The sequence below is a fragment of the Streptomyces carminius genome (assembly GCF_002794255.1).
Taxonomy (GTDB): Bacteria; Actinomycetota; Actinomycetes; order Streptomycetales; family Streptomycetaceae; genus Streptomyces; species Streptomyces carminius.
Genome location: NZ_PGGW01000058.1, coordinates 148,779 through 163,632, shown reverse-complemented (window position 1 = coordinate 163,632; position 14,854 = coordinate 148,779). Strand labels below are relative to the sequence as shown.

General features: G+C 72.7%; 13 protein-coding genes. 10 read left to right on the top strand and 3 right to left on the bottom strand.

Annotated features, from left to right (window positions below; genetic code table 11):
• Positions 1–29 precede the first annotated feature (29 nt).
• From CUT44_RS17900 to CUT44_RS17890, 3 genes are all read left to right on the top strand, one after another.
• Positions 30–239: a DUF4244 domain-containing protein gene (locus CUT44_RS17900; RefSeq protein ID WP_100202885.1), complete on the top strand. Its 210-nt coding sequence runs from the start codon at positions 30–32 to the stop codon at positions 237–239.
• Between the two features lie 94 nt (positions 240–333).
• A complete protein-coding gene (locus tag CUT44_RS17895; RefSeq protein WP_233221472.1) occupies positions 334–690 on the top strand; it encodes a TadE family type IV pilus minor pilin in 357 nt (118 codons plus the stop codon).
• On the top strand, positions 674–1,114 hold the full coding sequence (locus CUT44_RS17890) for an Rv3654c family TadE-like protein (RefSeq protein WP_100202883.1): 441 nt from the start codon (positions 674–676) through the stop codon (positions 1,112–1,114). Before CUT44_RS17895 ends, CUT44_RS17890 begins: the two co-directional genes overlap by 17 nt.
• Here the strand turns inward: CUT44_RS17890 and CUT44_RS17885 are convergent.
• Positions 1,038–3,449 (bottom strand): DEAD/DEAH box helicase, encoded by a 2,412-nt coding sequence (locus tag CUT44_RS17885; RefSeq protein ID WP_233221471.1) that lies wholly within the window; start codon positions 3,447–3,449, stop codon positions 1,038–1,040. The genes CUT44_RS17890 and CUT44_RS17885 overlap by 77 nt on opposite strands.
• Before the next feature lie 263 nt (positions 3,450–3,712).
• Between CUT44_RS17885 and bldG the strand changes: the two genes are divergently transcribed.
• The 6 genes from bldG to CUT44_RS17855 all read left to right on the top strand — a co-directional run bounded on the left by bldG (position 3,713) and on the right by CUT44_RS17855 (position 10,729).
• A complete protein-coding gene (bldG, locus tag CUT44_RS17880; protein ID WP_093657489.1) occupies positions 3,713–4,054 on the top strand; it encodes an anti-sigma factor antagonist BldG in 342 nt (113 codons plus the stop codon).
• 205 nt (positions 4,055–4,259) lie between these two features.
• The gene (locus CUT44_RS17875) at positions 4,260–4,685 is read left to right on the top strand and encodes an ATP-binding protein (RefSeq protein WP_100202881.1); all 426 of its coding nucleotides are present in this window, start codon (positions 4,260–4,262) and stop codon (positions 4,683–4,685) included.
• Positions 4,686–5,250: 565 nt separating this feature from the next.
• Positions 5,251–7,689, top strand: a complete 2,439-nt coding sequence (locus CUT44_RS17870; protein WP_233221470.1) for a sodium-translocating pyrophosphatase — start codon at positions 5,251–5,253, stop codon at positions 7,687–7,689.
• Positions 7,690–8,040: 351 nt separating this feature from the next.
• A complete protein-coding gene (locus CUT44_RS17865; RefSeq protein ID WP_100202880.1) occupies positions 8,041–8,610 on the top strand; it encodes a small secreted protein in 570 nt (189 codons plus the stop codon).
• 101 nt (positions 8,611–8,711) lie between these two features.
• Entirely contained in the window at positions 8,712–10,370 is a 1,659-nt protein-coding gene (locus CUT44_RS17860; protein ID WP_100202879.1) for a DUF7059 domain-containing protein, read from the top strand.
• A gap of 161 nt (positions 10,371–10,531) precedes the next feature.
• Positions 10,532–10,729, top strand: a complete 198-nt coding sequence (locus CUT44_RS17855; RefSeq protein ID WP_100203049.1) for a hypothetical protein — start codon at positions 10,532–10,534, stop codon at positions 10,727–10,729.
• A 35-nt stretch (positions 10,730–10,764) separates the two neighbouring features.
• On the opposite strand, the gene CUT44_RS17850 is transcribed toward CUT44_RS17855, so the two are convergent.
• On the bottom strand, positions 10,765–11,010 hold the full coding sequence (locus CUT44_RS17850; protein ID WP_100202878.1) for a TM2 domain-containing protein: 246 nt from the start codon (positions 11,008–11,010) through the stop codon (positions 10,765–10,767).
• A gap of 225 nt (positions 11,011–11,235) precedes the next feature.
• Positions 11,236–11,712 carry a DUF2752 domain-containing protein gene (locus tag CUT44_RS17845; protein WP_100202877.1) on the bottom strand — a complete coding sequence of 159 codons (477 nt, stop codon included), beginning with the start codon at positions 11,710–11,712 and terminating at the stop codon, positions 11,236–11,238.
• 237 nt (positions 11,713–11,949) lie between these two features.
• Here CUT44_RS17845 and topA point away from each other — a divergent pair, with 237 nt between their 5' ends.
• Positions 11,950–14,814, top strand: coding sequence for a type I DNA topoisomerase (gene topA, locus CUT44_RS17840; RefSeq protein ID WP_100202876.1), 2,865 nt, complete (start codon positions 11,950–11,952; stop codon positions 14,812–14,814).
• Positions 14,815–14,854: the final 40 nt, after the last annotated feature.

The window sequence follows — 14,854 nt, the reverse complement described above, 5'->3', positions numbered from 1 at the left end:
GGAAACCGGAAGAGGAGAGGGAGAGAACCATGCGGGGACGGATGCGGGAGTGGAGCGGCAGGATCGCGCGCAGGGTGCGGTCCGGGGACACACAGGCGGGGATGAGCACGGCGGAGTACGCGGTGGGCACGATCGCTGCCGCGGGCTTCGCTGCGGTCCTGTACAAGATCGTCACCAGTGAACCGGTCAGCGATGCGATGCAGCAGTTGATCGAGCGGGCGCTCGATGCGGGCTTCTGACGGCGCCGGGACGGGCGCGTCCGGCGGTACGGGCCCACCCGGCGGTGCGGGAGGGCCACTCCGGTCGGCGGCCCCACGGATGCGGGCCCCACGGATGCGGGCTCTCCGAACGGGGGCGGGGCAGGAGGCGGGCTATGTCACCGCGGAGACCGCCGTGGTGGTGCCCTCCCTGGTGGTCCTGCTCGGGATGGTGCTGTGGGCGGTGGCGGCGGTGGCCGCGCAGATCGGATGTGTGGACGCGGCGGGCGCCGGCGCACGGGCGGTGGCCCGGGACGAGCCGCCGGAGCGGGTGCGGCGGGCCGTACGCGCGGTGGCGCCGCGCGGTGCGGCGGTGGAGACGGCGCGGGAGGGAGAACTGGTGCGGGTGCGGGTGACCGCGAGGGCGGCCGGTCCGGGACCGCTGGCCGTGGAACTGGGGGCGGAGGCGGTGGCGTATGCGGAGCCGGACTGACCGGCGAAGCGGGCGCCTGCCCGGCAGCCTGCCGCCCGGCCCGCCTGACCGGCCGCCGACGGACCGGTCGGCGGCCCGGCGACCGGGGCGCGGGGACGGGGGCTCGGCCACGGTGTGGGCCGCGGTGTGCGGGGTCGTGCTGTGCGTGCTGGCGGTGGCCGTGCTGGGCCTGGGGCAGGCTGTCGTGGTCCGCCACCGGGCGGGTGCCGCGGCGGACGCGGCGGCCCTCGCGGCGGCCGATCACGCCCTGTGGGGCGACGCACGGGCGTGCGCCGCGGCCCGGGAGGTGGCCGCCGCCCAGCGGGCGAGAGTGGTCCGCTGCCGGGTGCGGGACCTGGTCGCCGATCTCACGGTGCGGGTGCGGGCGGGTCCGTACGCCGCCGGGGTGCGGGCCCGGGCGGGGCCTGCCGCAGCAGTTCGGTGAGCAGCCGGACGGCGCCGCGCTTGTGCAGGGGGTCGTTGCCGTTGCCGCACTTGGGAGACTGTATGCACGAGGGGCAGCCGCTGTCGCACTCGCACGCCGCGATGGCCTGGCGGGTCGCGGTCAGCCACTCGCGGGCGGTGTGGAAGGCGCGCTCGGCGAAGCCGGCGCCGCCGGGGTGTCCGTCGTAGACGAACACCGTCGGCAGCAGGGTGTCGGCGTGCAGCGGTACGGAGACACCGCCGATGTCCCAGCGGTCACAGGTGGCGAACAGCGGCAGCATCCCGATCGAGGCGTGCTCGGCGGCGTGCAGGGCCCCGGGCAGTATCTCCGGGCCCACCCGGGCGGCGTCGAGCTGGTCCTCGGTGACCGTCCACCACACCGCGCGGGTGCGCAGGGTGCGCGGCGGCAGGTCCAGTTTCGTCTCGCCGAGCACCTCGCCGGTGACGAGCCTGCGGCGCAGGTAGGAGACGACCTGGTTGGTGACCTCCACCGAGCCGAAGCACAGCCGGGCCCCGCCCCAGGGGACCTCGGCGGTGGTCTCCAGGACGGAGATCGCGGTGGTGTCCCGGGCCATCGTCGTCCAGGGGGGATCGGCCTGCTCGACCAGGGCGACCGAGTCGTCCAGGTCGAGCCGCCGGACCACGTAGCTGCGGCCCTGGTGGAGATGGACCGCGCCGTCGTGGACGGTGGTGTGGGCGGCCGCGGCGTCGACCGTGCCCAGCAGCCGTCCGGTGGCGTCCTCCACCACCTGCACCGGCCGGCCGCCCCGGCCGCGGATGTCGGCGAGGTCGCAGGCCCGCTCACGGCGGGTCCAGTACCAGCCCGTTCCCCGGCGGCGCAGCAGTCCGCGCCGCTCCAGCACCGGCACCAGCCCGGGCACCGCCGGGCCGAACAGCTCGAAGTCGGTCTCGGTGAGAGGGAGTTCCGCCGCGGCCGCGCACAGATGGGGGGTGAGGACATAGGGGTTGTCCGGGTCCAGGACGGTGGACTCCACGGGGCGGCGGAAGATCGCGTCGGGGTGATGGACGAGATAGGTGTCCAGCGGGTCGTCCCGGGCGACGAGGACGGCCAGCGCTCCCTGGCCCGCCCGGCCGGCCCGCCCGGCCTGCTGCCACAGCGAGGCCCGGGTGCCGGGATACCCGGTCAGCAGGACGGCGTCGAGCCCGGAGACGTCGATGCCCAGTTCCAGGGCGTTGGTGGCGGCCAGGCCGAGGAGTTCGCCGGAGTGCAGTGCCTGCTCCAGGGCGCGGCGCTCCTCGGGCAGATAGCCGCCGCGGTAGGCGGCCACCCGTCCGGCCAGATCGCGGTCCACCTCGGCCAGCCGCTCCCGGGCGATGACCGAGATCAGCTCGGCGCCGCGCCGGGAGCGGACGAAGGCCACAGTCCGCACCCCCCGGACGGCGAGGTCGGTGAGCAGGTCGGCGGTCTCGGCGGTGGCGGTACGGCGCACCGGGGCGCCGCGCTCGCCGCGCAGCTCCGTCAGCGGGGGTTCCCACAGGGCGAAGACCACCTCGCCGCGCGGGGAGGCGTCCTCGGTGACCTCGGTCACGGGCAGGCCGGTGAGCCGGGTCGCCGCCCTGCCCGGCTCGGCGGCGGTGGCGGAGGCCAGCAGGAACACCGGCGCGCCGCCGTAACGGGCGCACACCCGCCGCAGCCGCCGCAGCACCTGGGCGACATGGGAGCCGAACACCCCCCGGTAGGTGTGGCACTCGTCGACGACCACATAACGCAGCGCGCGCAGGAAGGAGGACCAGCGGGCATGGCCCGGGAGCAGCCCGCGGTGCAGCATGTCGGGGTTGGTGAGCAGCAGGTTGGCGTACTGCCGCGCCCAGTCGCGTTCCTCGGCCGGTGTGTCGCCGTCGAAGACCGCGGGACGGACCGCGCTGCCCAGTGGGGCGGCCAGTGCGCTCACGGCCCGCCGCTGGTCGGCGGCGAGGGCCTTGGTCGGGGCGAGGTAGAGGGCGGTGGCGCCGCGCCCGTTCGGGGCCCCGGAGCCGTCCAGCAGGGCGCTGAGCACCGGGGCGAGATAGGCCAGGGACTTGCCCGAGGCCGTTCCGGTGGCGACGACCACCGACTCGCCGCGCAGTGCGTGCCGGGCGGTACGGGCCTGGTGCTCCCAGGGGCGGTCGATACCCGCCGCGCGGATCGCGTCGATCACTTCCGGCCGAATCCGGCCAGGCCAGTCCGCATGACGACCGACCCGTGGGGGCAGGTGCTCCGTATGGGTGATGCGCACGGCCCGGTCCGCCCCCGCGGTGAGGCCTTCGAGGACTGCCCGGGGGGACGGGGACGGGGGTCGCGCGTCTGCCGACGCCGCGCGGTGGTTGGTGGCCATCGGATTCGAGTGTGTCACCGGCACGACGGACAATGGTCGCAAGGCGTCGTGCATGACCCGGGTAAGTGATTGAATGCTTCTGCGGCTGCCGATCCGTCCCCTACCTTCGGTGGGGAGGCTTCACCTCTGCCTTCGGCGGGACACCCTCCCGCCCCCCGGTGGGAGGACCCCCTCCCCGCTTCCGGTAGAAGGGACCCCTCTCCGCTCCCGGTGGGGTACATCCCAGGGGGCGGACCGCTCGATAGCAAGGTGCTGGAGGATCCGTGGACCTGTCCCTGTCGACCCGTACCGTCGGCGATCGCACGATCGTCTCGGTGGGTGGCGAGATCGATGTATACACCGCGCCCAAGTTGCGTGAGCAACTGGTGGAGCTGGTGAACGACGGCAGCTACCACCTGGTCGTGGACATGGAGGGTGTTGACTTCCTCGACTCCACCGGCCTCGGTGTGCTCGTCGGCGGGCTCAAGCGAGTGCGCGCGCACGAGGGATCACTGCGTCTGGTCTGCAACCAGGAACGCATTCTCAAGATCTTCCGTATCACCGGCCTGACCAAGGTGTTTCCCATTCACACCTCGGTCGACGAGGCCGTGGCGGCCACCGACTGAGAAGCCGGGGCCGCACAGCCCGCGCAAGGCGGCGACAGGGGTACCGGGTCCACACGTGTGTCGGCCCGGTGCCCCTTGCCGACCGTCGGCTGTCGGCTGTCGGTCGCTGACCGCCGGCCGCCGGATCCAGGCATCGGGCCGCCGGGCCGGTGAGTTCCCGGCCGGTGAGCGCGAAGGTCCGCACGTACTACCGAGGGGGATGGCTATGGCCACCGTCGAACTGCTCTTCAGCGCGCTGCCCGAGCATGTGAGGACGGCGCGGCTGGTGGCGGCCGCCGTCGCGCGCCGGTCCGGTGTCGACGAGACGGCGCTCGACGAGGTGCGGCTCGCGGTGGGTGAGGCGTGCAGCCGGGCCGTCGGTCTCCATGTCGGCCACGGCCTCGACACACCTGTCCGGGTGAGGCTGACCGAGGGCGAGAAGGCGTTCCGCATCGAGGTCGGGGACGACGTCCCGACGGTGCACGGTCCGGGCCATGGCTCCGCCAACGGGGACGGCGCCGAGGGCGACGACGAGAGCGATCTGGGGCTCGCGGTGATCAGCGGGCTGGTGGACGACTTCGAGGTGACCGCCGACGAGCACGGCGGCCTCATCCGGATGAGCTGGCCGGTCACCCCGGTCTCCCGCGCATAGCCGGGTCCTCCCCGCACGGCGCTCCGCACCGGAGGACCGGCCCTCCCGCCACCGGCTGCCGCGTCGGCTTCCTCCGCCGGTCTCCCTCCTGTCCGATCCCTCTCCTGTCCGATCCCTCTCCTGTCCGGTCCCTTCCCCCTCCCGTCCTGGTCCCTCCCGGCCGGGTCGGTGCGCCGGGCCGCCTCCCCACGCGTACGGCCCGCCGCGGGAAATTCCGTAGGGGAAAACCTGCGTGCCGTCGCTCCGGAAGCTCCGGCCGGCGTCGCCCTGGTGTTTCCGGACGCATTCCTCGTGGCCTTTTTCCGGAAATCACCCGAATGGCACCTCGGGGGGTGTCTCAAAGAGCTGCCGTCCCAGTGAGACGGCGGTGTCACAGGGGAATACATCCCCCTGTTCGGGGGAATCGTCTCGGTGCCTGCTATTCGATCTTCAAAGGTGCGGATCGGCGGTGAATAGCGCACTCTGGTTATGACCCGGAGCGGCTCCTACAATCCGTCCACATCTTTGCAGCAGGACGCCTGAGCGTGCTTGCGCGCGCCCATGTGCCAAACGTCAAGGAGGACGAATGGCCGCGCACCACATCCCCTCCCAGAACCGGCTGCACCTGGCCGAAGCCGTTCTCACCAGCGGCAACCGCGGTCTGGTGCTGGTGATCGCACTGATCGCGGTGGCGGCCCTGGTGGTCGCCGTGATGCTGGTACGTCAGGTGCTCGCGGCCGGTGAGGGCACCGACAGCATGAAGAAGATCGCCGCCGCCGTGCAGGAAGGTGCGAACGCCTACCTCGCGCGGCAGTTGCGCACTCTCGGCGTATTCGCCGTCGTGGTCTTCTTCCTTTTGATGTTGCTCCCGGCCGACGACATGGGCCAGCGAATCGGCCGCTCCTTGTTCTTCCTGGTCGGCGCCGGCTTCTCGGCGGCCACCGGTTATATCGGCATGTGGCTCGCGGTACGCAGCAACGTACGGGTCGCCGCCGCCGCACGGGAGGCGACTCCCGGTGCGGGAGAACCCGCCAGGGATCTGACCGACGTCTCCCACCGGGCGATGAAGATCGCTTTCCGTACCGGTGGTGTCGTCGGAATGTTCACCGTCGGTCTGGGCCTCCTCGGCGCCGCCGTCGTGGTGCTCGTCTACGCCGCCGACGCCCCCAAGGTCCTGGAGGGCTTCGGTCTGGGCGCCGCGCTGATCGCGATGTTCATGCGAGTGGGCGGCGGCATCTTCACCAAGGCCGCCGACGTGGGCGCCGACCTCGTCGGCAAGGTCGAGCAGGGCATCCCCGAGGACGACCCGCGCAACGCCGCCACCATCGCGGACAACGTCGGCGACAACGTCGGCGACTGCGCGGGAATGGCCGCCGACCTCTTCGAGTCCTACGCCGTCACCCTGGTGGCCGCGCTCATCCTGGGCACCGTCGCCTTCGGCGACGCGGGCCTGGCCTTCCCGCTGCTCGTCCCCGCGATCGGTGTCCTCACGGCCATGATCGGCATCTTCGCGGTCGCCCCGCGCCGCGCCGACCGCAGCGGCATGACCGCCATCAACCGCGGCTTCTTCATCTCCGCGGTGATCTCGCTGGTCCTCGTCGCCGTCGCGGCGTTCGTCTACCTGCCGTCCAGCTTCGCCGAACTGGACGGCGTCACCGACACCGGCATCCTCGGCCACGACGGCGACCCGCGGGTGTTCGCACTGGTCGCGGTCGCCATCGGCATCGTGCTCGCCGCACTGATCCAGCAGCTCACCGGCTACTTCACCGAGCCCGGCCGGCGGCCGGTGCGCGACATCGGCAAGACCTCGCTGACCGGCCCGGCCACCGTGGTCCTGGCCGGCATCTCCATCGGCCTGGAGTCCGCGGTCTACACGGCGCTGCTGATCGCCCTCGGCGTCTACGGCGCCTTCCTGCTGGGCGGCACCTCCATCATGCTGGCCCTGTTCGCCGTGGCGCTGGCGGGCACCGGTCTGCTGACCACCGTCGGCGTCATCGTCGCGATGGACACCTTCGGCCCGGTCTCCGACAACGCCCAGGGCATCGCCGAGATGTCCGGCGACGTGGAGGGCGCCGGCGCCCAGGTGCTCACCGACCTCGACGCCGTCGGCAACACCACCAAGGCCATCACCAAGGGCATCGCCATCGCCACCGCGGTACTGGCCGCCGCCGCGCTCTTCGGCGCCTACCGGGACGCGATCGCCACCGCCGTGGCGGACGTGGGTGCCCGGGCGGGCGAGATGAACCTGAGCCTGGACATCTCCCAGCCGAACAACCTGGTCGGCCTCATCCTCGGCGCCGCGGTCGTCTTCCTGTTCTCCGGGCTGGCGATCAACGCGGTGTCCCGGTCGGCGGGCGCGGTGGTCTTCGAGGTACGGCGCCAGTTCCGGGAGAAGCCCGGGATCATGGACTACACCGAGAAGCCCGACTACGGCCGGGTCGTGGACATCTGCACCAAGGACGCGCTGCGCGAGCTGACCACCCCCGGTCTGCTCGCCGTCATGGCGCCCATCGCCGTCGGCTTCACCCTCGGCGTCGGCGCGCTCGGCTCCTTCCTGGCCGGGGCGATCGGCGCGGGCACCCTGATGGCGGTCTTCCTCGCCAACTCCGGCGGTGCCTGGGACAACGCCAAGAAGCTCGTCGAGGACGGCCACCACGGCGGCAAGGGCAGCGAGGCGCACGCCGCGACCGTCATCGGCGACACCGTCGGCGATCCGTTCAAGGACACCGCCGGCCCGGCGATCAACCCGCTGCTGAAGGTGATGAACCTGGTGGCACTGCTGATCGCGCCCGCGGTGGTGCAGTTCAGCTACGGCGACGACGCCAGCCCCTGGGTGCGGGCCCTCATCGCGGTCCTCGCCCTCACCGTCATCGTCGGCGCGGTCTACGTCTCCAAGCGGCGCGGCATCGCGGTGGGCGACGCGGACGCGGACACCGGCGCGGACGGTGGCGCGGACGGCGGCGGGACGCCCGGCGGCACACCGTCCGGCTCCACGGAGTCCGGGGCCCCGGTGACGACTCCGTAGCGCGGTCCGGACAGCGGCACGGGCCGGAGCGGAAAGATCAGAAGGATCAAGAAAGGCCAAGAAGGGCCAAGAAGGAAAAGAGACAAGAAGGACCTGAAAGACCGGAAGGGCCGGACGGTCACGGAAGGCGCGGAAGGGAACAGCCGCCGGCGGGGCGGGCACCCGGGATACCGGGCGCCCGCCCCGCCGTGTGCCCGGGCGTCCGGTCCCGGACGGATCCGTGTGAGATGTGCTTGTCCCCGGGACGTCCATATCGACCACAAACCGCGTATAAGCCGTGTGCCGTAATCGGCCGTTGGACCGTATGCGTGTATGTTCCGGGCCGGACAGCCACGAAGGGACCGATCCGGAGTGAACAAGAAACTTGCGATCGCGCTGACCGGCGGCACGGCACTGGTACTCGCGCTCAGCGGGTGCGGCGGTGACGGTGAGGACAAGACCGCCGCGTGGGCCCAGAAGTTCTGCGACCAGGTGCAGCCCCAGGTGAAGAGGATCCAGCAGGCCAACGCCTCCATCACCCAGGCCACCGAGGGGGAGAAGCCCCCGGAGGAGATCAAGACGACCGACGCGCAGGCCTTCTCTGACATCTCCCGGGCCTACGCGGCCCTGGCCAAGGCCGTGAAGGGGGCGGGCACCCCGCCGGTCGAGGACGGCGCCGCGCTGGAGAAGGACGCGGTCCGGCAGCTCGACGGCATGTCCCGCAAGTACGCCGACCTCAAGAAGCAGGCCGACGCCCTGAACACCGAGGACCAGGCGGAGTTCGCCGACGGGCTCAAGGAGATAGCCGACGGGCTGGGCCGGCTCAACGAGGGCGGTGACCAGGCGCTGGAGAAACTCCAGAAGGGCGAGCTCGGCAAGGCCATGGCCGAGCAGAAGGGCTGCCGCAAGCCGGCGCCGAGCCCCTCCGCGTCGGCGGCGTAGGCGGCGCGGGCGGCGCGGGCGGTACGGCCCGTGTACCGGAGGTGTCCGGTACACGGCGGGCACGTCCGGTGCCCGGGACGGTTCCACGCCACAATGGGGCGGTGAGTACGGACCACCTCCCCGCCCCCGGCCCCGCCCTGCCCCGGCTGCGCGACGCCTTCCGCACCGCCGACTTCACCCCCGACGGCCTGCTGGAGCTGCTCGGCGCCACCGCCTACGCCGCGCTGGCCCGCAGCGAGACCGTCCCCGCGCTGCGCGCCACCCGCGACGGCGGGCCGCTGGCGACGCTGGTGCGGCTGTTCCTGCTCCAGCGGCCGGTGCCGTACGAACGGGCCCGCGCCGCGCTCCCGGCGGACGACGCGCTCGCCGACGGCTGGCTGCGCCGCGCCGGCGGCGGTACGGCGGGCGGCGCGGACGCCGTACGGGCCACCGTGGACATCCGGCCGTACGGCGGCCCGGCGGGGCAGAACTGGTGGATCGTCTCCGACCTCGGCTGCGCCGTCGGCGGCGCCGGCGGTGTCCGCACCGCCCGGGACACCGGCACGGTGGCGGGCCCGGACCTGGCGGATCCGGGCACGGACCCGGCCGGCTCGGGTACGGCCGGCCCGGACCCGGACCCGCGGGCCCGGCTCGTCCTCGGGGTCGGCGGCGCCTCCACCACCCTGGCGGGCATCACGGTGCGCACACCCGTGGCCCGCGCCCTGGACCTCGGCTGCGGTTCGGGCATCCAGGCGCTGCACGCCGCCCAGCACGCCGACTCCGTCACCGCCACCGACCTCAACCCCCGCGCCCTGCGGCTGACGGCCCTCACCCTGGCGCTGTCCGGCGCTCCCGAGGCCGATCTGCGCGAGGGCTCGCTCTTCGAGCCGGTCGGGGGCGAGGCGCCGTACGACCTGATCGTCTCCAACCCGCCCTTCGTCATCTCCCCCCGCGCCGCGGCGGGCGCCCCCGACGGAACCCGGCTCACCTACCGGGACGGCGGTATGGGCGGCGACGACCTGTGCCGCATCCTCGTGCGGGACTCCGCGGCCCACCTCGCCGACGGCGGCTGGTGCCAGCTGCTGGCCAACTGGCAGCACGTGGACGGCCAGGACTGGCGCGAACGGCTCGCCTCCTGGGTGCCGCCCGGCTGCGACGCCTGGATCGTGCAGCGCGAGGTGCAGGACGTCGCCCAGTACGCCGAGCTGTGGCTGCGCGACGGCGGCGACCACCTGGGCGACCCCGCGGTGTACGCGGCACGGTACGACGCCTGGCTGGCGGAGTTCGCCGCGCGCGGCACCACGGCCGTCGGCTTCGGCTGGATCACCCTGCGCAAGTCGGGCGCCGAGCGTCCGTCGGTCACCGCCGAGGAGTGGCCGCACCCCGTCGAGCAGCCGCTCGGCGGGGAGGTGCGCGCCCACTTCGAGCGCCGGGACTTCCTGCGCGCCACGGACGACGCGGCCCTGCTCGCCACCCGGTTCGTCCTCGCCGACGAGGTGGTGCAGGAACAGATCGGCAAGCCCGGCGCGGACGACCCGGAGTACGTCGTGCTGCGGCAGAACCGCGGTATGCGGCGGGCGACGCGGGTGGACACGGTCGGGGCCGGCTTCGCGGGTGTGTGCGACGGCTCGCTCCCGGCGGGCCGGATCCTCGACGCCATCGCCCAGCTCCTCGGCGAGGACCCGGTGGGCCTGCGCGACCGCACTCCGGAGTCGATCCGGCTGCTGGTGGAGCAGGGCTTCCTGCTGCCCCTGGAGGGGCACGGGGGCACGGCGGGCTGAGGACGCCGGGAGCAGAAAGCCGGAGGACACCGGATGGCACCGGGGAACGAGCCGGGGTGCGGAAGAAGAGGAGAGGCCACGGGGGGTCGGAATCCGGCCACTTCGCCGGTGTTCACCCGCCGTTCGCCCGCAGGTCTTCCCGGAACGCGACCATGCTCCGCATGGAGAGTGGACCCGCCGTCTTCGCCGGGGCGACCTTCGCACTGGTCGGCGCCGGACTGCTGCTGTGGACATCGGTGCGCGTACGGCTGCGCGAGCCGGTGGCCGACGGCGTCGACCAGACCGTGGCCGCCGCGGTCACCACCTTGTTCGGCACGGCCCTGCTGGCCGCCGGCGCCTGGCTGTTCACCCTGCTCTGAGCCCGTTCACCGCGGGGCACCCCGGCCTCCGACCGTCAGCCGCGCAGGACCCGGCCCTGCTTGTCGGTGCGGGTGCTGCTGGTGAGAAAGAGGATGCCGTCGATCAGCGCCCAGAGACCGAGACCGCCGCAGGTCAGCAGCTGGGTGACGGCCATCCCGGTGTGGCCGGTGTAGAAGCGGCCGATACCCAGGCCGCCCAGGAAGATCTGCAGCAGGCCGACGACGACCTTGGACTTGTCGGAGTACGGCTGGCCGTTGGGCGCGGTGCCGGGGAACGACATGGGAGATCCTTGCCTTCGTCTTGGGGACGTACTGTGGCTGCCGGTGCTCCGGCCGTACCGCGGCGGAGGCCCAGACGGTCGGCGGCCCCCACTGGTTGTCCGGTGGCCGGAGCCGTGATCGAAAGGTGACCGGACGGGCGCGCCGTGAACCGCGCGCGGACCGCGTACCACCGCGAAGCGGTGCGGAGGAGGGCGGCGGGGGAGAGCGGGAGAGAGCGGGCGGATTCAGCCGGTCAGATTCCGTACGACCGCCCACACCACCGCGGTCCCCACGATCGCCACCGTGCCCCACCGCCCCGCCGACGGCCGCCACCGGCGCCCGCGCAGCCCCGCCACGAGCCACCGCCCGCCCAGGTATGCCGCCGCCGGCCCGCCCAGCACCAGCAGCAGGGCGTTGTCGTGGAAGGCGGCGGCGAGGTCCCCGTGCAGCAGGTCGTACGCCAGCCGCGTACCGCCGCACGCCGGGCACAGCAGTCCGGTGAGCACGTTGAACGGGCAGCGCGGCAGCCACTGCCCGGACTGGTGGGGGTCGGTGTTCCACAGATAGCCGGCCGCGACCAGCCCGGCCGCCAGCGCGGTCAGCGGTGGGGTGGCCGGATGAGTACGGGCGGTACGCAGGAACCGGGCGGTACGGGTGGCCCGGGCGGATCTCCCGGTGCCCGTCCGCGTCCGCTCGCCCGGTCCGTGAACAGGGCCCGACATGGCAGGAACCCCCCCAGGCGGTCGGCTGGAACGCATGACCGGCCACATCCTGCCAGTCGACGCGGGGCGGCAGGAATGCTGGGACTCGGGTTACCGTTCGAGTGGCGTTGCGGACTTTTACCGTTTGACACGGGGGCGGGAGGTACCGTCACACTCCGCAGCGAGAGCGCAAGCGACCCAGAGCCGACACGGACCGGGACCACGCCCCAGGGAACCGGAGAGAAGAGCGAGAAGAAGTTGTCCCCGACCAGCAAGGCCGCAAGCGGCGGGCGCCGACTCGTGATCGTCGAGTCGTCGGTCAAAGCCAAGACGATCAAGGGCTACCTCGGTCCGGGCTATGTGGTCGAGGCCAGCGTCGGGCACATCCGGGACCTGCCGAGCGGTGCCGCCGAGGTCCCCGCCAAGTACAAGGGCGAGCCCTGGGCCCGGCTCGGCGTCAACGTCGACCAGGACTTCGAGCCGCTGTACGTCGTCAACAGCGACAAGAAGGACCAGGTCAGGAAGCTCAAGCAGCTGCTGGCGGAGTCCGACGAACTGTTCCTGGCCACCGATGAGGACCGCGAGGGCGAGGCCATCGCCTGGCACCTGCAGGAAGTTCTCAAGCCCAAGGTCCCGGTCCGCCGGATGGTCTTCAACGAGATCACCAAGGACGCCATCCGGGCGGCCGTCTCCAACACCCGGGAGCTGGACCAGCGCCTGGTCGAGGCCCAGGAGACCCGCCGCATCCTCGACCGGCTCTACGGCTACGAGGTCTCCCCGGTGCTGTGGAAGAAGGTCATGCCCCGGCTCTCGGCGGGCCGGGTGCAGTCCGTCGCCACCCGTCTCGTCGTCGAGCGCGAACGCGAGCGCATCGCGTTCCGCTCCGCCGAGTACTGGGACCTGACCGGCACCTTCGCCACCGGCCGCACGCACGGTGCCGACGGCGCCGCCGACCCCGCCGCCGAACCCGCCTCGCTCACTGCCCGGCTGACCGCCGTGGACGGCCGCCGGGTCGCGCAGGGCCGCGACTTCGGCCCCGACGGGCGGCTCAGGCAGCAGGGCGCGGACGTCCTGCACCTGGACGAGACCGCCGCCCGCGCGCTGGCCGCCGCGCTGGCGGACACCGGCTTCGCCGTCCGCTCGGTGGAGTCCAAGCCGTACCGCCGCTCGCCGTACCCGCCCTTCCGCACCACCACCCTCCAGCAGGAGGCCAGCCGCAAGCTGGGCTTCGGTGCGAAGGCGACCATGCAGGTGGCCCAGAAGCTGTACGAGAACGGCTTCATCACCTACATGCGGACGGACTCCACCACCCTGTCCGACACCGCGGTCAACGCCGCCCGTGCCCAGGTCACCCAGCTCTACGGCGCCGAGTACCTGCCCGACCGCCCCCGCACCTACGCGAACAAGGTCAAGAACGCGCAGGAGGCGCACGAGGCGATCCGCCCCTCCGGGGACCGCTTCCGCACCCCCGCCGAGACGGGCCTGACCGGCGACCAGTTCAGGCTGTACGAGCTGATCTGGAAGCGGACGGTGGCCTCCCAGATGAAGGACGCCACCGGCCGGTCCGTCACCGTCCGCGTCGGCGGCCGCAGTGCCGACGGCCGGGACGTGGAGTTCAGCGCCTCCGGCAAGATCATCACCTTCCACGGCTTCCTCAAGGCGTACGTCGAGGGCTCCGACGACCCCGCCGCCGACCTCGACGACCGCGAGCGCCGGCTGCCGCAGGTCGCCGAGGGCGACCCGCTGACCGCCACCGCGATGTCGGCGGACGGCCACGCCACCAAGCCCCCAGCCCGCTACACCGAGGCATCCCTGGTCAAGGAGCTGGAGGAGCGCGAGATCGGGCGCCCCTCGACCTACGCGTCGATCATCGGCACCATCCTCGACCGCGGCTACGTCTTCAAGAAGGGCACGGCGCTCGTTCCCTCCTTCCTCTCCTTCGCCGTGGTCGGCCTGCTGGAGAAGCACTTCGGCCGGCTGGTCGACTACGACTTCACCGCGAAGATGGAGGACGACCTCGACCGCATCGCCGCGGGCCAGGCCGAGGCCGTGCCGTGGCTGCGCCGCTTCTACTTCGGCGCCGACGAGCCGGGCTCCGGCGACACCGCCGCGGCCGACGCCGGGAACGGCGACGGCGACCACCTCGGCGGACTGAAGGAGCTGGTCTCCGACCTCGGCGCGATCGACGCCCGCGGGGTGTCGTCCTTCCCCGTCGGCGAGGGCATCGTGCTGCGCGTCGGCCGCTACGGCCCCTACGTCGAGGAGCCGGCCGCCGCGGAGGGCGAGCCCGGCCGCCGCGCCGACGTGCCCGAGGACCTGCCGCCGGACGAGCTGACGGTGGAGTACGCCAGGGAACTGCTGGCGAAGCCCAGCGGCGAGGTCGAGCTGGGCACCGACCCGGACACCGGCCGCACCGTCGTCGCCAAGGCGGGGCGCTACGGGCCGTACGTCACCGAGGTGCTGCCCGAAGGGACGCCCAAGACGGGGAAGAACGCGATCAAGCCGCGCACCGCGTCGCTGTTCAAGTCGATGTCCCTGGACACCGTCACCCTGGACGAGGCCCTGAAGCTGCTCTCCCTGCCGCGCACGGTCGGCACCGACCCGGCCACCGGCGAGGAGATCACCGCGCAGAACGGCCGCTACGGGCCGTACCTGAAGAAGGGCACCGACTCGCGGTCGCTGCAGAGCGAGGACCAGCTCTTCACCATCACCCTCGACGAGGCCCTCGCGATCTACGCCCAGCCCAAGCAGCGCGGCCGGGCCGCGGCCAAGCCGCCGCTGAAGGAACTGGGCGACGACCCGGTCAGCGGGCGTCCGGTGGTGGTCAAGGACGGCCGTTTCGGCCCGTACGTCACCGACGGCGAGACCAACGCCACCCTGCGCCGCGACGACGACGTGGAGACGATCTCGCCGGAGCGCGGTTACGAGCTCCTCGCCGAGAAGCGCGCCAAGGGCCCGGTGAAGAAGACCGCGAAGAAGGCGCCGGCGAAGAAGGCACCGGCCAAGAAGGCGCCGGCCAAGAAGACCGCCGCCAAGACCGCTGCCAAGAAGACGGCGGCGAAGACCACCGCGAAGAAGACCGCCCCCCGCAAGACCGCGGCGAGCGCCAACGGCACCGAGTGAGGACCGTCCTCGGGCGGCGGCCCGTGCCTCTCCGGGGCAC